Source organism: Myxococcus sp. CA033 (genome assembly GCF_013336625.1).
In the GTDB taxonomy this organism is placed as follows: Bacteria; Myxococcota; Myxococcia; order Myxococcales; family Myxococcaceae; genus Myxococcus; species Myxococcus llanfairpwllgwyngyllgogerychwyrndrobwllllantysiliogogogochensis.
Genome location: NZ_JABUMU010000002.1, coordinates 526,473 through 545,886, shown reverse-complemented (window position 1 = coordinate 545,886; position 19,414 = coordinate 526,473). Strand labels below are relative to the sequence as shown.

12 protein-coding genes are annotated in these 19,414 nt (G+C 69.5%); 7 read left to right on the top strand and 5 right to left on the bottom strand.

The window, feature by feature from the left end; genetic code table 11:
* Positions 1–45 precede the first annotated feature (45 nt).
* The 4 genes from HUA78_RS08050 to HUA78_RS08035 all read right to left on the bottom strand — a co-directional run bounded on the left by HUA78_RS08050 (position 46) and on the right by HUA78_RS08035 (position 5,257).
* A complete protein-coding gene (locus HUA78_RS08050) occupies positions 46–2,073 on the bottom strand; it encodes a glycosyl hydrolase family 18 protein (protein WP_174454170.1) in 2,028 nt (675 codons plus the stop codon).
* A gap of 195 nt (positions 2,074–2,268) precedes the next feature.
* Positions 2,269–3,432 (bottom strand): N-acetylglucosamine-6-phosphate deacetylase, encoded by a 1,164-nt coding sequence (gene nagA / locus HUA78_RS08045; RefSeq protein ID WP_174476010.1) that lies wholly within the window; start codon positions 3,430–3,432, stop codon positions 2,269–2,271.
* Positions 3,432–4,469, bottom strand: coding sequence for an SIS domain-containing protein (locus HUA78_RS08040; RefSeq protein WP_174476009.1), 1,038 nt, complete (start codon positions 4,467–4,469; stop codon positions 3,432–3,434). Before HUA78_RS08040 ends, nagA begins: the two co-directional genes overlap by 1 nt.
* Positions 4,466–5,257, bottom strand: a complete 792-nt coding sequence (locus HUA78_RS08035; RefSeq protein WP_141644587.1) for a GntR family transcriptional regulator — start codon at positions 5,255–5,257, stop codon at positions 4,466–4,468. Before HUA78_RS08035 ends, HUA78_RS08040 begins: the two co-directional genes overlap by 4 nt.
* 265 nt (positions 5,258–5,522) lie before the next feature.
* On the opposite strand from HUA78_RS08035, the gene HUA78_RS08030 reads away from it, so the two are divergent.
* From HUA78_RS08030 to HUA78_RS08000, 7 genes are all read left to right on the top strand, one after another.
* Positions 5,523–6,410 (top strand): N-acetylmuramic acid 6-phosphate etherase, encoded by an 888-nt coding sequence (locus HUA78_RS08030; protein WP_254614142.1) that lies wholly within the window; start codon positions 5,523–5,525, stop codon positions 6,408–6,410.
* Complete coding sequence (gene ptsP, locus HUA78_RS08025; protein ID WP_174476008.1) at positions 6,407–8,986, top strand: phosphoenolpyruvate--protein phosphotransferase; 2,580 nt, start codon at positions 6,407–6,409, stop codon at positions 8,984–8,986. The genes HUA78_RS08030 and ptsP overlap by 4 nt, the downstream gene beginning before the upstream one ends.
* Positions 8,987–9,016: 30 nt before the next feature.
* Positions 9,017–10,732 (top strand): N-acetylglucosamine-specific PTS transporter subunit IIBC, encoded by a 1,716-nt coding sequence (gene nagE / locus HUA78_RS08020; protein ID WP_371745524.1) that lies wholly within the window; start codon positions 9,017–9,019, stop codon positions 10,730–10,732.
* Positions 10,733–10,817: 85 nt separating this feature from the next.
* Positions 10,818–12,191, top strand: a complete 1,374-nt coding sequence (locus HUA78_RS08015) for a carbohydrate porin (protein ID WP_174467091.1) — start codon at positions 10,818–10,820, stop codon at positions 12,189–12,191.
* Between the two features lie 68 nt (positions 12,192–12,259).
* Entirely contained in the window at positions 12,260–14,959 is a 2,700-nt protein-coding gene (locus tag HUA78_RS08010; protein ID WP_174476007.1) for a family 20 glycosylhydrolase, read from the top strand.
* 142 nt (positions 14,960–15,101) lie between these two features.
* Positions 15,102–15,665 (top strand): RNA polymerase sigma factor, encoded by a 564-nt coding sequence (locus HUA78_RS08005; protein WP_174476006.1) that lies wholly within the window; start codon positions 15,102–15,104, stop codon positions 15,663–15,665.
* 318 nt (positions 15,666–15,983) lie between these two features.
* Entirely contained in the window at positions 15,984–17,348 is a 1,365-nt protein-coding gene (locus HUA78_RS08000) for a hypothetical protein (RefSeq protein WP_174476005.1), read from the top strand.
* Positions 17,349–17,464: 116 nt separating this feature from the next.
* Here the strand turns inward: HUA78_RS08000 and HUA78_RS07995 are convergent, their stop codons facing one another.
* A complete protein-coding gene (locus tag HUA78_RS07995; RefSeq protein ID WP_217442385.1) occupies positions 17,465–19,381 on the bottom strand; it encodes a glycoside hydrolase family 2 protein in 1,917 nt (638 codons plus the stop codon).
* Between the last annotated feature and the right edge of the window lie 33 nt (positions 19,382–19,414).

The window sequence follows — 19,414 nt, the reverse complement described above, 5'->3', positions numbered from 1 at the left end:
GTGTCCCGTCGCCTGGAAGCGGGCTGTCACATCCGTCGGGTGTCCTCAGTGCAGGCGCTGGTAGAGGACGTCGACGAGGGTTCCGTCGTCGCCGCTCAGCTCCCAGAACATCGCGCCGCCCAGGTTCTTGCTCAGGATGTAGTCGGACTTCGCGTGGAGCGTCTGCGGGTCGTCATACGCAATCCACACCCCGGTGGACGGGCTGTAGACGTAGGCCTGCTTCGCCTCGGGGTGGGTGAACTTGGTGTACCCGGAGCCGGCGCGCTCGTAGTTGGCCTTCACGTCCTTGTAGTCGAACACGCCCGTCAGTCCGGACTGACCATCATCCCAGGTGCCGCGCGTCGGCACGCCGCTCTGGAACAGGCCGTTGTTCACGTTCGGCACGCCGCCCCAGCCACGGCCGTAGAACGGAACACCGACGACAATCTTGTTCGGCGCGACGCCCAGTTCGAGCATCTTCGCCACCGAGCCGTCCGTGTAGAAGCCCGTGTTCGCCATCGGGTCCCCCGTCACCCGGTTGAGCGCCGAGTGGAAGTTCACCGTGCTCTCGAAGGCGCCGTGATAGTCGTAACTCATCACGTTGATCCAATCGAGGATGTTGGACAGGTTCTTCGTCTCCTGCTTGTTCGCGAGCAGGTCCGGCGACGCACCCGTGGCGATGGTGAGCAGGTACGGCTTGCCCGTCTGCGTCGTCACCGCGTTGAGCTGGCTGCGGAACTCCGCCATCAACAGCGTGTAGTTCTGCTTGTCCGCCGGGTTGTTGGTGTTGCCGGGCAGGCCGCCGCCCACCGGGTACTCCCAGTCGATGTCGATGCCGTCGAAGACGCCCGCGCCATTCACCGGGTCCACGCCGGGGTACTGGCCCTTGATGAACAGGTCGACGCAGGACTTCACGAACGCCGTGCGGGACGCCGCCGAGGCCGCCACCTGTGAGAAGTACTTCGACCACGTCCAGCCACCGACGGAGATGAGCACCTTGAGGTGCGTCTGCGTCCGCTTCAGCTCCTTGAAGGCGCGGAAGTTGCCGCGCAGCTGTCCCGGGTCCCACTCGCCCGCCCAGCCGCCGCCCTTGTCGATGTCCGCGAACACGTCACCGAGCACGCACCTGCCATCCGCGGAGATGTTGGAGAACGCGTAGTTGATGTGCGTCAGCTTGGCCGCGGGGATGTGGGCGACCTGGTAGTTGCGGCCGTAGATGCCCCACTGGGTGAAGTACCCCACGATGCGCTTGCTCGGGTTGCCGCCGGGAATCGCCACCGTGACGGGGACCTCGCGGGTCCCCACGTTGCCGGCCGCGTCGAAGGCCCTGAAGACGTAGTTGTAGGAGCCGTTCTGCCCGGAGCTGGAGAAGCTGCGCGTGAAGCTGTTGCCCGTGGAGACGACGGTGCCATTCTCCAGCAGCTCCACCCGCGTCACGCCCACGTTGTCCGTGGCCGTGGCCGTCAGCGTGACGGAGCCCGGGGCGGTGATGTTCGTGGTGCTGGCATTCAGCGTGACGGTGGGCGCGGTGGTGTCACCGGGAATGGTGATGGCCACCGTGACGCTGACCTGCTGCGTGCCCACGTTGCCGGCCGCGTCGAAGGCCCTGAAGACGTACGTATAGGTGCCGTTCTGCGCGGAGCCGGAGAAGCTGCGCGTGTAGCTGTTGCCCGTGGAGACGACGGTGCCGTTCTCCAGCAGCTCCACGCGGGACACACCCACGTTGTCCGTGGCGGTGGCCGTCAGCGTGAGCGAGCCCGGCGCGGTGATGTTCGTCGCGCTGGCATTCAACGTGACGGCGGGCGCGGTGGTGTCACCGCCTCCCGAGGGCCCCAGGTCCAGCCACAGGGCCGCGACGGCCGGAGGCGTCCAGTCCGCCTGTGACGTGTGCGGCTGACGGCACTGGTAGAGCCGGCCGCCGTAGGTGACCTGCGCCCCCACCGCATAGGCGACGCCCACCGCCCACTCCGCGAGGAGCGGGGCCTTCATCACGCTGCCCGGGCCCTCACCCTGTGAGGAGGAAACGTCCTGTCCACAACCGCTCGCGGACAGGGCTGTCACCATCAGTCCAATGAACCACTTGCTGCGACGCATGCGTGCTCTCCTCGGTGCGAGCCCCACGCGCACCGCGCGTCGTTCACGCGGGGTCGACTCGGGAACTCGTTTCCAGGAGGGAGGCTTGGACCTATTTTTCCGGGTTAATGCCTTGCAGCATCAGGATGCGAAAGGAATGTGAGGCTTTGCGGTGGACGGTGTGGATGGAAGAACACGCGCCCGCCGGAAGCGGCCTCAATGCCACTGTTCGATTCCACCCACCCACGTGGCCTGCACGGAGAGGTCCTCGCGCAGCAAGGTGAGGTCCGCGCGATGTCCGGCGGCGAGCATTCCCAGTCGCCCTTCCAACCCGAGCACCTGCGCGGGATAGAGAGACGCCATGCGCAGCGCTTCCTCCAGCGGGACACCCAGCAGGTGGATGCAGTTGCGCACCGCCGCTGACATGTCGATGTCCGCGCCCGCCAGCGTCCCGTCCTCTGTCACGAGCCGACCGTCCCGGCGCAGGATGGTGTGGCCGTACAGCGTGAAGGTGGTCTCGTGGGTTCCCACGGGAGGCATCGCGTCCGTGACGAGCAGGACCTTGCCGCGGGGCTTGGCCTTCAAGAGCTGGCGCAGGTTCGCGGGGTGGACGTGGTGGCCGTCGACGATGACGCCGCACCACGCCTCGTCGGCGCTGAAGCCCGCGAGCACGGGGCCGGGCTGGCGATTGAGCACTGGGGGCATCGCGTTGAACAGGTGCGTGAAGCCGCGCACGCCCGCCGCGATGGACTCCAGGGTCCGCTCGAAGCTCGCCGCCGTGTGGCCCGCGAACAACACGGCTCCGGCGTCGCTGAGGCGTCGGAGGAAGGTGTCCTCCACGCGCTCTGGTGCCAGGGTCATCAGGAGCCGTCCGCCCGCGCGGGACAGGCGCTCGGCGAGCGCGGTGAAGGACTCGAGGTCGCTCGCCTCGGGCTGACGGATGTAGCGCGGCGCGTGGACGCCGGCGCGCTCGGGGCTGATGAAGGGGCCTTCCAGGTGGATGCCGAGCACCCCACCGCCGGGACGGGCCATCGCCTCGGAGGCCGCCTCGCAGGCGCGCGCGGTGAGGTCGGGCGCGTCGGTGATGAACGTGGGGAGCAGGCCCGTGGTCCCCGTGCGACGCATCGTCGTGGCGATGGCGAGCGCCGCGTCGACGGTGGGCGACTCGTTGAACAGCACGCCGCCCGCGCCGTTGACCTGGAGGTCGATGAAGCCCGGGACGAGCAGGGACTCGGAGGGCAGGGTGCGCGCGGTGACGCCCACGGGGGCTTGCTGTCGTGGCACCACGGCGACGATACGCTCGGCTTCGAGCACCACCGCGTGTCCGTCGAGAATGTGCTCCCCGGTGAACACGCGGGCACCCAGCAGGACCTGTCTCATCACACGGTCTCCGTCACCTTGCGCAGATGGGCGGGTGCATCGGGGTCCAACCCGCGCGCCGTGGCCAGCCGGTGGACCGCCAGGTAGAAGCTCTGCACCTGGCACAGCGGGGCCAGCGCCACCGGCACTCCGGGCACGGTGGGAAGTGTCACGGCGCCGGGGACGGGGAGCACGGAGCGCACGTCGGCGCCCAGCTCCAACATGCGGCGCACCACGCCGCGTGTTCCCTCCGCTGAACCGTCCTCCTGTCCCAGCGCGAGTACGGGGAAGCCCGGCCGCACGAGACCGAGCGGTCCGTGAAGCACCTCCGCCGCGCTGAACGCCTCGGCGTGCAGTCGGCACGTCTCCTTGAGCTTCAACGCCAGCTCGAGCGCGGCGCCGAGCCCGCTGCCCCGACCGACGACGTAGAGACTCTGGGCCGGGGCCAGGGTCTCCAGCCCGGGCCACCAGTCGAGCGCGCGCGCCGCGTCCAGTGCCTCCGGGAAGGCGGCCACCGCTTCGTGCAACCTCGCATCCGAGGACCAGTGCGCCACCAGTCGCAGGAAGGCGAGGCCGGAGAGCAGATAGGACTTGGTGGCGGCGACGCTCCGCTCCGGGCCCGCGCCCAGCGGGAGGCTCACGTCGCACAGCGCGCTCAGGGGCGCGGCGGGCTCGTTGACGAAGCCGACGACGAGCGCGCCACCCGCGCGCGCCGCCTCCGTCATCCGCAGCAGGTCGGGACTGCGCCCGGACTGGGAGACGGCGATGAAGAGCGCGTCGCGCAAGTCCAACGCGTGCGCGCCGTAGATGGACGCCACGCTGGGGCCCACCGAGGCGACAGCGCGTCCGAGCGTCGTCTCGATGAGGTACTTGCCGTAGACGGCCGCGTGGTCCGAGCTGCCCCGCGCGCAGGTGACGACGAAGCGCGGAGGATGGCGGCGCAGGCGCTCACCCAGCTCCGCGAAGGCATCCTCTCCGTGGGACAACTGGAGCCGAGCGACGTCCGCGGCCTGCGCGGCCTCGCGCGCCATGATGGGAAGGTGCGCTGACGGGGTCATCGGTTCGGCTCCTGGGGCCCGGCGCCCCCGCTCATGTTCAGCTCCACGACGAAGTCATAGGCGTCGCCCCGGTACTGCGAGCGCACCAGCTCCAGCGGCGTGCCGTCTTCCATCAGCGTGCGGCGCTCGATGTAGAGCGCCGCCGCGCCTTCCGGCACGCGCAGGTGCTCCGCCTGCTCGGCGGTGAGCCGCACCGCCGTCAACCGCTGGAGCGCGCGAAACGGCGTGAAGCCCCGGCTCCGCAGCACTCCGTACAGTGAGCCCTCCACCGTGCGAGGGTCCGGCAGGAAACGCGTGGGGATGACGGCGAGCTCCAGCGCCATGGGCGTCTCGTTGGCCGTGCGCAGCCGGTGCAGCCGGCTCACCGTCGCTCCCGGACTCAGCCCGAGCGACATCGTCTCTTCCGGCGTCGCCACCGTCACCACGCGCTGGAGCCACACCGAGCCCGCCGACAGTCCGCGCGAGGCCATGTCGTCGGAGAAGCTCGTCAACGAGGACAGTCGCTGCTCCACGTACGGCACGCGATTGACGAACGTGCCCGCGCCTTGTCGCTGCTGGAGCAGTCCTTCCGTCTGGAGCTCGCGCAGCGCCTTGCGCACCGTGACGCGCGAGACGCCGAACCGCTCCACCAACTCCCGTTCCCCGGGGAGCGCATCCAGGTGTCCGAGCTGCCCACCGACGATGAGTCCTCGCAGGTGCCGCGCGAGCTGGAGATAGAGCGGCATCGGCAGCGCGTTTGAAATCGCGCCCTTGTCGAAAGGGTCGGCTCTACGTGGGTCCACCGACATCGCTCCTCTCAGGTGTCGAACCAGTCGGATACCACTATAGCACCAGCCAGTATTCCCGACCAACCAGAAAGCTCGGTCAGTCAGCCATCCCAAGTGGCTGAATGTACTTGGGAATATCGGCATGGACGAAGTCGCATGTCGCACTGCGTCTCTGGAAAAAGCCGACTACTCCTTGAAATCAGGATTTTTGCTGGTATTGTCATTGAGTCCAGTTTGATACCAGTTGTTGCCGGGGGGCACAGTCATGGCGGAGGAGACGGAGCACATGGCTCGTCGTTTCCAGGGGTTGGACACCTGGGGGACGGCCGAGACGCTGGAGGCGCTCTGGGGCGGTCAGTCCCGGGCGGTGGCGGCCTGCCTGTCCGCGTTGCCGGCGTTGGGCGCGGCGGTGGAGGCCACGGTCGACCGGCTGGCGAGGGGCGAGGGGCGGCTGGTGTACGCGGGGGCGGGTTCGTCGGGCGTGCTGGCGGCGCTGGACGCGGTGGAGTTGGGGCCGACGTTCGACTGGCCGGCGTCGCGGGTGGCGGTGGTGATGGCGGGAGGGTTGGACCTCTCTCACGGGCTCGACGCTGTCGCGGAGGATGACGAGGGCGCGGGTCGGGAGCGTGCGCTGCGGGCGCGGCTGGGACCCGAGGACGTGGTGCTGGGGGTCTCCGCCAGCGGGCACAGCGCCTTCACGGTGGGCGTGTTGGACGTGGCGCGCGGTCGCGACGCGCTCACGGTGGCGCTGACGTGTCGCGCGAAGTCGCCGCTGGCGCGTGTCGCGGCACACGAGGTGGTCGTCGCCTCGGGCGCGGAGGTCATCGCGGGCTCCACGCGGTTGGGCGCGGGGACGGCGCAGAAGGTGATGTTGAACCTCTTCTCCACCTCCGTCATGGCGGGGCTGGGGCGCGTCTTCGACAACCTGATGGTCGACGTGCGGCCGGAGAACGCGAAGCTGCGTCAGCGCTGCGTGGCCATGGTGGCGCGGCTGGCCCAGGTGGATGAACTCCGCGCCGCCGAAGCGCTCACGGCACACGGCACCGTCAAGCGCGCGGTGCTGGGACTCGCGGGGCTGGATGTCGCGCGAGCGGACGCGGCCCTGGAGCGCGCCGGGGGCAACCTGCGGCTCGCGCTGTCGGCGCTCTCCTCGGAGGAGGTAGACCCCTCATGACCGGACTCCCGCTGAAGCTCGTCACCGCTCGTCCTTCCTCGGCCACGCTGCTGCTCTCCTCGCCGCTGTCGGGCTGGGCGGCGCGGCTGGAAGAGGTGCCCGACCCGGCCTTCGCCCAGCGCCTGGCGGGTGACGGCATCGTGGTGGACCCGACCTCCGCCGAGCTGCGCGCTCCCTGCGACGGTGTCGTCATCTCCATCCACGCCTCGCGCCACGCGTGCACCCTGCGCGCCGAGACGGGGGCGGAGATTCTCCTCCACATCGGCATCGACACGGTGGAGCTGCGCGGCGAGGGCTTCACCGTCCATGTCCAGACGGGCCAGAAGGTGCGCACCGGAGACGTACTGATTGGCTTCGACCTGGATCTGCTCGCACGCAAGGCGCGCAGCCTCCAGACGCTCATGCTGGTGGTCAACGCCGAGGGCTACACCGTGACGGAGCGGGTGGAGGGTCGCTCGGTGTCCGTCGGGGAGCCGTTGCTCGCCGTCACGGGGAGCGCGCCGGTGGCGCCGGAGGGAGCGGGTGAAGGGGGTGCGACGAGGCAGGTCCGGCTGCTCATCGCGCATGGGTTGCACGCCCGTCCCGCGGCGGCGCTCGCCCAGCGGGGCCGGCAACACGCGGGCACGGTGCGCGTCGCCTGTCATGGGCGCGTGGTCAACGGCAAGAGCGTGTCCGCGCTCATGGGCCTGGGGGCCACGCACGGAGACCTGCTGACCCTTCACGTGGAGGGAGACGCGGCCGAGCGCGTGGCGCAGGAGCTGGCGGAGTGGGTGGCCAGTGGACTGGGCGACCCGACGACGCCCGTCGCGGAGCCGGTGATGACCGCGCGCGGTATCACGCCCGTGCCCGTCGCGGCTCCGACCTTCCTGCCCGGAAAGGAGCTGCTGCTCGAGGGCATCGTCGCGTCGCCGGGCTCCGCCGTGGGGCGGGCCGTCCGGGTCATCGACCTCCCCGTCGACCTGCCCGAGCAGGGACTCGGCGTGACGGTGGAAGAACAGCGCCTGTCGGAGGCCCTCGCCCGCGTCCGGAGGGAGCTCGAAGAGGCGATGTCCGCGACGCCCGGGAATGGAGGCGCCCGCGCGGATATCTTCCGGGCGCACCTGGCGCTGCTGGATGACCCGGAGCTCATCGAGGCCGCGAATCGCGAGCTCGCCGCCGGACGTGGCGCGGCCTGGGCGTGGCGCGCGGTCGTCGAGCGACAGGCCGCCGTGCTGCTCGGCCTGGAGGACGCGCGACTGGCGGAGCGCGCTGGGGACCTGCATGACCTCGCGCGCCGCGTCGTCGCCGCGTTGACGGGAGAGGCCAGCTCGCGGATTCCCTCGACGTTGCCGCCAGAGGCCATCCTCGTCGCGGATGAGCTGCTGCCTTCGGAGCTGGCCGCGCTCGAGCCTCATCGCATCGCCGGCATCTGCACCGCGCGGGGCGGGCCCACCTCGCATGTCGCCATCCTCGCGTCGGGCATGGGCCTGCCCGCCGTCGTCGCCCTGGGGAATCAGGCCCTGGGCATTCCGGAGGGCGCGCCGCTCGTCCTCGACGGAGACCGGGGCGAGGTGCGGGTCTTCCCGTCCGAGGAGACCCGTGAGGCCACCCGTCGCGCGATGACGTCGCGCGCGGCCCACCGCCGTGTCCACATGTTGACCGCGCACGAGGACTGCCGCACCGCGGATGGAGTCCGCATCGAGGTGCTCGCGAACCTCGGTCGCCCGGGTGAGGCCGTGACGGCTCGGGACAAGGGCGCGGAGGGCTGTGGCCTCTTGCGCACCGAGTTCCTGTTCCTGGAGCGGGTCCGCGCGCCCGGTGAGGACGAGCAGTTGGCGCGCTACCAGGAAATCGCGGACGCGCTGGGCGGGCGGCCCGTGGTCATCCGCACGCTCGACGTCGGCGGTGACAAGCCGTTGGCCTACCTGCCACTGCCACACGAGGACAATCCGGTGCTGGGCCTGAGGGGCGTGCGGGTGTCGCTGCGAGAGCCCGAGCTGCTGCGCACCCAACTGCGCGCCATTCTCCGGGTCCGTCCCGTGGGGGTCTGCCGCATCCTCGTTCCGATGATTTCCTCGCGGGCGGAGCTGCGCGCCGTGCGCGCCCTTCTCGAATCAGAGCAGCGCGCGCTCGGTCTCACCGCGCCGATTCTCCTGGGCGCCATGGTGGAGGTCCCTGCCGCCGCGGTGCTCGCGGACCAGCTCGCCGCGGAGGCGGACTTCCTGTCCATCGGTACCAATGACCTCACGCAGTACGTGCTGGCCGTGGACCGAGGCAACCCGCACCTCGCGGCGCGGCTGGATGGCCTTCATCCGGGAGTGCTGCGACTGGTGGCGAAGACGGTGGAGGGCGCGCGGGTCCACGGGCGCCCGGTGGCGGTGTGTGGTGGCGTGGCGTCGGAGCCTCGGGCCGCGCCGCTGCTGTTGGGGTTGGGCGTCACGGAGCTGTCCGCCACGCCCTCGGTGATTTCCGACTTGAAGGCGTTCATCCGCACGCTGTCCCTCGCGCGTTGCGAGCAGGTCGCGCGCGAGGCCCTGGAACTGGAGAGCGCGGAGGCGGTGCGCGCTCTGGTGTCGAGCACCTGGCCCGGGCTGTAGCCCGGCTCCCAACCCTGGAGGTACGTCGTGGTGAGCAACTCGTTTGCTGGAGTGCAGCAACTCGGGCGTGCGTTGATGTTGCCCATTGCCGTGCTGCCCATCGCGGGCCTGCTGCTGCGGTTGGGGCAGCCGGACCTGCTGGACATCGCCTTCGTCGCGGCGGCCGGAGACGCCATCTTCTCGAACCTCGGCCTGCTGTTCGCCGTGGGCGTGGCCGTCGGCTTCGCCAAGGAGAACCATGGCGCGGCGGGGCTTGCGGGCGCGGTGGGCTACTTCATCATCATCCAGGGCACGCAGGCGCTGGTGACCATTCCGCCCGAGGTGACGGCGGGCCTGGAGGGCGCGGCGAGAGACCTGGCGCTGTCCACCTTCAAGACGCGGCTGGCGGCGAAAATCAGCACGCCGGCCGGCATCCTCGCGGGCTTGAGCGCGGGCCTGCTCTACAACCGCTTCAAGGACACGAAGCTGCCGGAGTACCTGGCGTTCTTCGGAGGGCGCAGGTTCGTTCCCATCGTCACGGGCTTCGCCTGTCTGCTGTTCGCCCTGGCGTTCGGCTTCGCCTGGCCGGTGGTGGAGCTGGGGCTGGATGGGGCCAGCCGCTCGGTGGTCTCCGCCGGAGGACTGGGGCTGTTCCTCTATGGCTTCTTCAATCGACTGCTCATCGTCACCGGGCTGCACCACATCATCAACAACCTCGCCTGGTTCGTGCTCGGTGACTTCAACGGCGTGACGGGAGACCTGAAGCGCTTCTTCGCCGGGGACCCGTCGGCCGGCGCGATGATGGCGGGCTTCTTCCCGGTGATGATGTTCGGTCTGCCGGCGGCGTGCCTCGCCATGTACCACGCGGCGCCCCAGCGCAATCGCGCCAGGGTCGGCGGCGTGCTGCTGTCCATGGCGCTCACCTCCGCGCTGACGGGAGTCACCGAGCCGGTGGAGTTCGCCTTCATGTTCCTGGCCCCGCCGCTGTACCTGCTCCACGCGGTGCTGACGGGCATGTCGCACGTCATCATGAACGTGCTCGGCGTGAAGCTCGGGTTCGGCTTCTCCGCGGGGCTGTTCGACTACGTGTTGAACTACGGCAAGTCCACCCAGCCGCTCCTGTTGCTGCCCGTGGGACTCGCCTACTTCGGCGTCTACTACGGCGTGTTCCGCTTCATCATCGTCCGCTTCAACCTCAAGACACTCGGTCGCGAGGATGAGCTCGCCGCCGTGAGTGCCCCGAGTGAGGGCCGGAGCCTTCCCGCTCCGGCCCTGGCCCGAGGCGAGGCGTACCTGAAGGCGCTCGGAGGCGTGGCCAACCTGAAGGAAGTGGACGCCTGCACCACGCGCCTGAGGCTCCAGGTGGTGGACTCGGAGCGTGTGGACGAGGCCACGCTCAAGCAGCTCGGGGCGCGTGGTGTGCTGCGCCCCGCGCGAGGCAGTGTGCAGGTCATCATCGGTCCCGAGGCGGACCAGCTCGCCGCCGAGGTGAAGCAGGCGCTCCAGGGCGCCGCGGCGCCCGGGGCCGAGCACCGCACCCTGGCGAGGGCCATGCTCGACGCCCTGGGTGGCGCGGCCAACGTGCGCGTCGTGGACAGCTGCACCACGCGGTTGCGGCTGAGTGTCGCGGACGCGTTGCTGGTGAATGACGCGAAGCTTCAGGGGCTGGGGACGCGAGGCGTGGTGAAGCCCGTCAGCGGCAGCGTGCAGGTCATCCTTGGTCCCACCGCGGAGCGTGTCGCGGACGAGCTGCGCGCGATGCTCTAGCCCCCGACTCCCCATTCTCTCTTCCAACCGAATGAACCCCTCTCTCGGGAGGGGTGCTGGCCGTGCCTTGCCCGGAGGTTCACACATGATTCCCGGTGGCCCCTCAGTCCCGTTGTTCCTCGGTCGTTCCTCGCGTCCGCTGCTGGCCGCGCTCTGCCTGCTGTTCGCACTTCCCTCGAGCGCGCAATCCCTGGCGGACCGGCTCGACTTCTCCATGTACGGCCGCGTCGGCGTGGGCTGGGCGCCCACCAGCGGCGAGTTCATCCAGGGCAAGACGTTCAACCTCACGGGCCGCTCCGTGGGAGGACGGCTGGAGGAGGGCGACTACCTGGAGCCCTCCCTCAAGCTGCACCTGCTCAAGCCGGCCGAGGGCAGCGTGGATGCGCCCTACGCCTACGCGGTGCTGACGCCCGCGATGTGGGCCAACAACGGCCTGTTCATCGGCCTGACGAGCAATCGCTTCAGCTCCACGCTGGCGCTGGAGTTGGGAGAGGCCTACGTCGCGGCGGGAAACATCCTGGTCCCCGGCCTGAAGTTCTGGGGCGGCGTGCGCTTCTATCGCGGCACGAACGTGTATCTGGCGGACTACTGGTACTTCAACAACCTGTCCGCGCAGGGGCTGGGAGTTCAGTACGGGCCCATCGACGTGGCGGTGCTGCTCCAGACCTCCGCCACGCTCGCGGAGTACGCGGTGGACACGGATGGCGATGGCGAGCCGGACCGCCGCCGTCAGCGCACCGTCATCGTGGGCCAGTACACGCACACCTTCCAGAGCAAGCACGCCATCCATCTGCTGACGGAGATTCACGCGCTGCCCGAGGCGGCCTCGCTCGCTCCCGCCGACGCGCGAATCCTGCCGCCGGACGTGGGCGTGGTGGGAGGCGTCAAGGGGCACGTGGAGCTTGGCAACGGCAGCTTCAACGACACCTCGGTGCGCATCGGCAGCCGCATCGCCAATGGCAGCCTCGCGGGGCTTCCGACGTGGAACACGTATGGGCTGCCCGCGGCGAATGGCCGGTACTCGGGCGCGTATGGCGTGGAGGTGGTGAACCACCTGCTCTACAACGTGAACCCGCTCTTGAGCGTCAACGCCTACGGCACCCTGCACGCGGGCCGGGGCGCGAGCGGCGCGGTGACGGACCGCTATGTCGAGTACGCGCTGGGCGCGCAGAGCACGCTGTTCCTCCACGACCAGTTCCACCTGGTCAACGAGGCGAGCTTCCAGGGCTTCCGCGAGGGACATCAGCGGTACGGGACGGCGCTGAAGCTGTCGCTGGTGCCCACGCTGGTTCCCACCGGCAAGCGCGACGTCTGGGCCCGGCCGCACCTGCGGCTGTTCTACACGCTGGCTGTCTACAACCAGGCGTCCGTCGACCGGCTCATCTCGCCGTACCTCCAGACGGTGGGCGGCTCCACCGTGGGCCACTACCTGGGCGCGCGCGTGGAGTGGTGGCTCTGACCTTCCTCGCGACACCCCATCCACAGTTTCGTTTCAGGACCACGCTCGACGTGGCGAAGGGAGACCCGATGAAGCGGCTCGTGTTGTGCCTCATGATGGTGACGTCGTTGCTGTCCGCGTGCCGTCGCCCGACGGAGCTGGCCGTCGAGTGGCAGCCGGTGGACAACTCGGTGGGCAGTTGGAAGTTCTTCCGCTCCGAATTCACCTTGGAGAACCGAGGTGAGCGGGAGCTGGGCTCGCGGGGCTGGAAGCTCTACTTCAGCTTCGTGCGCCGCATCCTCGACGAAGGGGAGGGTGACGCGACGGGAATCCAGGCGCTCGCGGCGCAGGGCATCCGACTCTCCAGGGCCGGAGTGGCGAAGAGCGGCGACTACTATGTGCTGGAGCCGCTGCCGGGCTTCGTCCCCCTGCGCCCCGGCGAGAAGCGGAAGCTGTCGGTGCTGGCCTCCGACTGGGCCGTCCTGAAGTCCGACGCGCCCGCCGGGTTCCACATCGTCTTCGAGGGCGGCCCGTTCGGGGCGGACCTCTCGCTCGCGGTGCCCGCCACGGTGCGCCTGGATGCGGCGGACCCGAAGCAGACGACGCGCTTCGAGGGAGACGTGCTGCCCGTTCAGACGCCGGCGCTGCGCTACGCGGAGAACCCCTCCTTCCAGTCGTTGGACTTGAAGGCGCGGCTGCTGCCGACCCCGCGTCAGGTGGACGTCCGGGAGGGCGAGGTGGTGCTGGGTGGCGCGGTGGGCATCCTCCACGCGCCGGGGCTCGGAGGCGAGGCGGCCTATCTCGCCGCGGCGCTCGGAGACGTGCTCTCGGCGTCCATCACCACGCGCGAGGCCCAGGGAGACGCGGGTTCGGAGCGCATCCGCTTGAGCATCGATTCGGCGCTCGATGTCGACGGCGATGGCGACAAGGACGCCGAAGGGTACGTGCTGGAGGTCGAGGCAGACGGCGTGTCGGTGGTGGGCTCGGACGCGGCGGGGGTGTTCTACGGCATCCAGACGCTGCGTCAGTTGGTGCCGGTGGAGGCCTACGCGGCTTCGGTGAATCCCACGAGCAGGCCCGCCGTGCTGTCGCTGCCTCGCGTGCGCATCACCGACGTGCCGGGCTTCGCCTACCGGGGCATGAGCCTGGACGTGGCACGACACTTCCAGACGAAGGAGACGGTGAAGAAGCTGCTCGACGTGCTGGCGCACTACAAGGTGAACGCGCTTCACCTGCGCCTCGCGGATGACGAGGGCTGGCGCATCGAGGTGCCCGGCATCCCCGAGCTGACCGCCTACGGCGCGCGGCGCGGCTATGACCTCCAGGAAGCCCAGATGTTGCAAATCGGTCTGGGCAGTGGCGGCGACCTGGCGCACGGAGACGGTGTGGCCTTCAAGCCGGAGTCGCCCACCGAGGCCAACGGTGGAGTCGCGCCGCGCTACCAGGGCTTCGAGCGGGCGATGCTCAACTTCGTGGGCGCGGGCCATGGCTACTACACCGTGAAGGACTACGAGGAGCTGCTGGCGTACGCGGCCGAGCGGCACATCGATGTGATTCCGGAAATCGACATGCCGGGGCACGCGCGGGCGGCGGTGAAGGCGATGGAGTACCGCTTCCGGAAGTACCAGGGCACGGACCCGGTGCGCGCGGCGGAGTACCGCCTGGTGGATCCGGCCGACACTTCGGTGCACACCAGCGTGCAGGGCTACACGGACAACTTCGTCAATCCTTGCCTGGAGTCGACCTATGCCTTCCTGGCCAAGGTGGCCCAGGAGCTGAAGGCTCGTCACGACGCGGTGCCCGGGGCGCGGCTCTTGGCCATCCATGCGGGGGGCGATGAGCTGCCGTCGCTCGCGGCGAATGTGTGGTGGCAGGGCTCGCCGGTGTGCCAACAGAACCCGGAGACGCGTGGCCTCACGGACGTGCAGCTCTTCAACCGGTTCTTCACGCGTTGGGGCGGGCTCATCACCGCGACGGGCGCGGCGGCCACGGGTTGGGACGACATCATCCACCACGGGTTGGACCTGCCGGGCTTCATCCCCATGCCGTGGAGCAACGTGTGGGGCTGGGGGCGCGAGGACGACGCGTACCGGTATGCGAACCAGGGCTACCGCGTGATTCTGTCGCACGCGACGAACCTCTACATGGACCTGGCGTACAACAAGGACCCGGACGAGCCCGGCTATTACTGGGCCAACTTCGTCGACGAGAAGAAGACCTTCGAGTACCGACCGTTCGATGTGTATGTGAATGGCACGGCGGACCGGATGGGCAACCCCATCGACCCGAGCGCCTGGGCGACGAAGGAGCGGCTCACCGAGGCGGGGCGCAAGAACATCCTCGGCATGCACGGGCTGCTCTTCGGGGAGAACGTCAAGACGCCGCAGGTGATGGAGTATCTGGCGTTCCCCAAGATACTGGGCGTGGCGGAGCGCGCCTGGAACCCGGAGCTGCCCGCGCCTGACCAGATGCCCGCGCTGTGGGCTCGCTTCGCCAACAGCCTGGGACAGTCCGTCCTGCCGCGGCTGGGCGCCTATCGCCCGGTGGACGTGCGCGGGGAGCTGCCCGACAGCGTGGGGGTGAACTACCGCATCCCCTTGCCCGGGGCTCGGCGCACGGGCGGGAAGGTGCACGCCAACGTGCGCTTCCCGGGCCTCGTCATCGAGTACTCGGCGGATGGCGGCCGGAGCTGGGCCGTCTATTCGGAGCCCGTGAGTGCCCCGGGCCGGGTGCTGCTGCGCGCTCGGGCGAGTGATGGCCGGAGCAGTCGCGAGGTCGAGCTGAACTGACGGGGGCGGCACCCTTCTGCTTCTCCGCTTCGCGGGGTGAGGGTGCCGCGTCCTCGACAGGTGACACCGCCCACCGGGAGCGCCCGGTGGGCCGGGCAGCGCCGGGCCCGACGCCCCTGCGCGGATGAGGCTGGGAGAGGCCATGGCGACTGCCAAGCTCGGTGTGGATGAACCTCGCGTCCGGGAAGCGAGTCGGGGGAATCGTGACGCGGTCGGCGCGCTCCTGACGGAGCTGTTGCCCCGGGTCCGGACGCGGGTGCGGTACCTGGTCCGCCGCGACACGGAGGTGGACGACGTGACGCAGGAGGCGCTCGTCGCCATCCTGCGCGGCCTGCGCGGCTACCGGGGCGACGGCGCCTTCGCGTCCTGGGCGGACCAGGTGGTGCGACGGGTGAGCTTCGCGGCCTCACGCAGGGCCCGCGTCGAGCGACGTCAGCGCGATGAAGCGAGTGCCCAGGGCTTCGAGTCCTGCGACGAACTGGCGAGGGAGGACTGCCTGCTGCGCCGACAGGTGGAGGGGCTCCTCGCGCAGCTCCCCGACGAGCAGCGCCGCGCACTCGTGCTTCACCACCTTCAGGGAATGAGCGTGCCCGAGCTGGCGGATGCGCTGGAGATTCCCTTCGAGACGGTGAGGAGTCGACTCCGGTTGGGGCGGGCCCACCTGCGCGTGCTCGTGGCCCGGCGTGGTGCTTCGCTTCAATCCTGAGTCACCCCGGCACCTGTCGGATTCAGGACCGCCGACGCCTGCGATGGAGATGCGCGGTGCCCCGAACCTGCGGTGCTCGCGCTCTGAACCTCATCCACGAGGGAGTCTGACGGAGTGGCCGACCCGGGCGAGGCCCGTGGGACATAGAGCCCTGGTGGAGGTGCTCCCGGCCCGCGCCACGCCTTGGACTGAACAACCCGTCGTGTGCGCCTCGGGCCCGGGGGTTGTTTCCCGGCGTGTGCCTCACAACTCCGTGAAGCCCCCTTCGCTGCGCGAGCGCCTGGGGTGTGCCCCCGTGCATGGAAAAGGAGTCAGGTGATGCGGAGTTTGCGAACGAAGACAGTCACGCTCGGCATGGTGCTGCTGGGCTGGGTGGTGCTCTCGGGCTGCGGGCAACCCGAGGAGGGCATGGCGCCCGACACCCGGGGAGACGACGTGGGGCGCCCCATGGCATCCCAGGAGGCCGTGGGACCGCCGAGCGTGCGCGCGTGGCAGGTGCTGGACACTGGCATGATCTATCGTGGCAACACGCGCTCCTCGCGCATCGTGCGGGACAGTGCGGGCAACGTGCTCACCCTGGCGAGCTACTGGCGAAACGGCTCCCAGCGCACGCTGGAGCTGCTCAAGCTGAACCCGCTCGGACAGGAGGTCTGGCGCAAGGTCTTCGCGTGGCCCGTGGCGCAGCTCCAGCCCGCCGAGTCGGACTTCTATTCGTTCCCGGACCTGGTGGTGGATGCCTCCGACAACATCCTGATGGCGGGCCATGCGCCGGAGACGATGGACCTGGGAGATGGCGCGCTGGGCAAGCGCTCGTTCGTGGCGAAGTTCTCTCCATCGGGGACGCTGCTGTGGCGGCACGCCTTGTGTGACGAACTGGGCATCCGCGCGGTGGCGGTCGACTCGCAGGGCGCGGTGTGGCTCGGAGGTCAGGTGGGCCTGAACTGCAACGTGGGCGGCGGCGTCCGGTGGGTGCTGGAGGTCCCGGGGTGGCAGGGCTACATCGCGAAGTTCGACGCGAATGGCGACTACGTCTTCGACCGCGCCATTGGTGGCAGGGGTGACCGCGTGGAGGTCATGGACCTGAAGACCTCCTCGGACGATGGCGTCGTCGTCGTGGGGTGGCGTTATGTCTTCAATCGCTCGCCGGAGCGGGTGGCCTTCGTGTCCAAGTTCGCCCGGAACGGTCCGCACCGCTGGTTCCGCGAGTACCCCGAGGCCACCGGTGGCTTCTATGCCGTCGCGGCGCTCGGTGATGACATCGTCGCGGTGGGCAGCTTCTCGGGGACCATGCGCTTCAAGGGACAGGACTATCCGGGAGGCATCTGGGGACGCGGCAACATCGCGGCGTACTCGCTCACCGGAGAGGAGCGTTGGATGTCACTGGTGGGGGCCTGGCTGAAGGATGTCTCCACGGGCCCGCTCGGCATCGCGGTGCTGGGGGCGTGCGACGCCACGTGTCCGCCGCCCGAGGTCCAGTTCGGCGGCACGGATGGAGTGCTCGGGCTCTACTCTCCGGCAGGAAGTCGACTCTGGGGCGCGGGAATCGGGCCCTTCCACGGAGCCGCGTGGGAGCTGACGTACCACCCCACGGGCGAGGTCTCCCTCACGGGGGACGCGGACGTCGATACCTCGACGACGCCGTTCAGCGCGAAGCAGCTCATCCAACGACTGCGGCCCCAGTAACGCGGGCGGCGCGTCAGCAGTGGCCTCCGAGTCCGAAGGAGGCCCTGTGCTGGACGGTATTCACCATGGGCGCGAGGCACTGGGCAGGGACGACGATGCGATCCGTGTGCACGCTGTCAGGGCGCGCGGGCCTGCTCGGGCTGGGCCTGCCGTGCCTCCAACTTGCGGTAGTGCTCGGCGAGGACGTCGAAGGCCTGCTTGCGCTGGCCCGTCTCCGAGAGCAGCCCCTTGCGATTCCAGCCCTGCTGGTAGACGGGATGCTGGCGCCGGGGTGAGCGGAAATCCTTCAGCACCCAGGGAGACAGGCCGCGCAGCGAGGGCACCTTCTCGCTCATCGCGAGCGTCTGCCGGTGGTACTCGGCCTGGAACTCCTCGGAGAACTTCCGCTTCAGCCCGGGCTCGTGGAAGCCCGCCTGGGCGTCGGCGCCGAACTCGGAGAAGACGAGCGGCTTGCCCGTGTCGTTGCGCCAGCCGATGCCCGGCAGGTCCGCCAGCGCGTCGTCGGAATACCAGCCGTTGTAGGTGTTCACCGCCGCCACGTCGAGGTGGCTCACCAGCGGGTCCTTCACCACCATCACCGACTGGCCCTTCTCCTGGACACGGTCGATGAGCAGCGCCGCCGTCACCAGCCGCGTGTCGTCGAGCGCTCGCGCATCTGCCGCCAGTCGCGCGAGGAAGGCGTTGCGCGCATCGCTCACGGGCGTCTCGTTGGCCACGCTCCAGAACGCGATGGAGGCGCGGTTGCGGTCCCTCAGGATGTTCTCCGCGAGCATCCGCCGCGCGGTCTCCAGCGTCTCGCCCCGGGCGAAGTTGACGCGCCAGTAGACGGGAATCTCGCTCCAGACGAGCAGCCCCAGCTCGTCCGCCATGCGCGTCATGACCTCCGAGTGCGGATAGTGGGCCAGCCGCACGAAGTTGCCGTGGAGTCCGTGCTTCACCTCGCCGAGCAGCGCGCGCGCCGCCCCGGGAGTCATGGCGCGGGTGGGGTTCTTGCCCAGCTCCTCTTCATGCAGGCTGATGCCGCGCAGGAAGACAGGCTTGCCGTTGAGCAGGATGTCGTGGCCCTTCACTGCCAGCGTCCGGAAGCCGATGCGGTCCACCAACCGGTCCTCGCCGGCCTCCACCGTCACCTCGTAGAGCGAGGGCTGTTCTGGGCTCCAGCGCTTCAGGGCGGAGGGCTCCGCCGCATCGCCCGTCCAGCTCCCATCCGCGCCGGTGCGTCCCTTCAACGTCAGGGACAGCGCGGGGATGCGCACCCGCACCTCGGTGTCCCCGGGCCGTGTGCCCTGAAGCCGCACCGTCGCGCGGAGGCGGCCGTCGTCGCCCAGGCGCACCCACGCATCGTCGATGTACGTGGTCGGCGTCAGCACCAGTCGCACGGGTCGGGTGAGGCCGCCATAGGTCTCCCAGTCGGTGACGGTGGGCGGCACGGTGTCGGCGGAGCGCACGGAGTCGACGCCGACCGTCACCTGGTTCTCCCCCGTGCGCAGCAAGGAGGTCACCTCGAACGCGAAGGGCGTGAAGCCGCCCTCGTGAATCCCCACGGACTTGCCATTCAAATACACACGCGCCACGTAGTCCGCGGCGCCGAAGCGCAGGAACGCTCGCTGGCCCGGAGCCTTGGTCGCGGTGAAGGTCCGCTGGTACCAGACGAGCCCGTCGTAGTAGCGCATCGTCTCGTCGTGGGAGATCCACGAGGCGGGCAGGTGGACCACCGGCGAGCGACGCATGTCGTATTCGTAGAGCGCCTGGGGATTCGCGCGCGTGACGGCATCGACATCGACGTCGTCATGGCGACGGTGCCCGGGGCCGGCCTCCGCGCCATGGAAGCCCGCGAGGCCGTCTCGGTACGGGTCCACGGACCAGTGCCATGCACCCGACAGGTCCTGTCCGGCGCGGGCCTCCACGTTGACCAGCACGGGCCCCACGCGCGCGGGTGTTGTCTGGGAAGGAGTTGCCGCAAGGGATTGCGTCGCCAGTCCGACAATCACGGTCAGCCCTCCGCACAGCTGCTTGAGCCACTGTCCCCGCATGGTCATGCTCCGTGAGTGCGAATGTGTCCGCCG

Bases quoted from the DNA above. Each gene is read 5' to 3' on its own strand.
- HUA78_RS08030 (WP_254614142.1), top strand. From the start codon at position 5,523: ATGGCTCGTCGTTTCCAGGGGTTGGACACCTGGGGGACGGCCGAGACG.
- HUA78_RS08050 (WP_174454170.1), bottom strand. From the start codon at position 2,073: ATGCGTCGCAGCAAGTGGTTCATTGGACTGATGGTGACAGCCCTGTCC.
- HUA78_RS08000 (WP_174476005.1), top strand. From the start codon at position 15,984: ATGCGGAGTTTGCGAACGAAGACAGTCACGCTCGGCATGGTGCTGCTG.
- ptsP (WP_174476008.1), top strand. From the start codon at position 6,407: ATGACCGGACTCCCGCTGAAGCTCGTCACCGCTCGTCCTTCCTCGGCC.
- nagA (WP_174476010.1), bottom strand. From the start codon at position 3,432: ATGAGACAGGTCCTGCTGGGTGCCCGCGTGTTCACCGGGGAGCACATT.
- HUA78_RS08005 (WP_174476006.1), top strand. From the start codon at position 15,102: ATGGCGACTGCCAAGCTCGGTGTGGATGAACCTCGCGTCCGGGAAGCG.
- HUA78_RS08040 (WP_174476009.1), bottom strand. From the start codon at position 4,469: ATGACCCCGTCAGCGCACCTTCCCATCATGGCGCGCGAGGCCGCGCAG.
- HUA78_RS07995 (WP_217442385.1), bottom strand. From the start codon at position 19,381: ATGCGGGGACAGTGGCTCAAGCAGCTGTGCGGAGGGCTGACCGTGATT.
- HUA78_RS08010 (WP_174476007.1), top strand. From the start codon at position 12,260: ATGAAGCGGCTCGTGTTGTGCCTCATGATGGTGACGTCGTTGCTGTCC.
- HUA78_RS08035 (WP_141644587.1), bottom strand. From the start codon at position 5,257: ATGTCGGTGGACCCACGTAGAGCCGACCCTTTCGACAAGGGCGCGATT.
- HUA78_RS08015 (WP_174467091.1), top strand. From the start codon at position 10,818: ATGATTCCCGGTGGCCCCTCAGTCCCGTTGTTCCTCGGTCGTTCCTCG.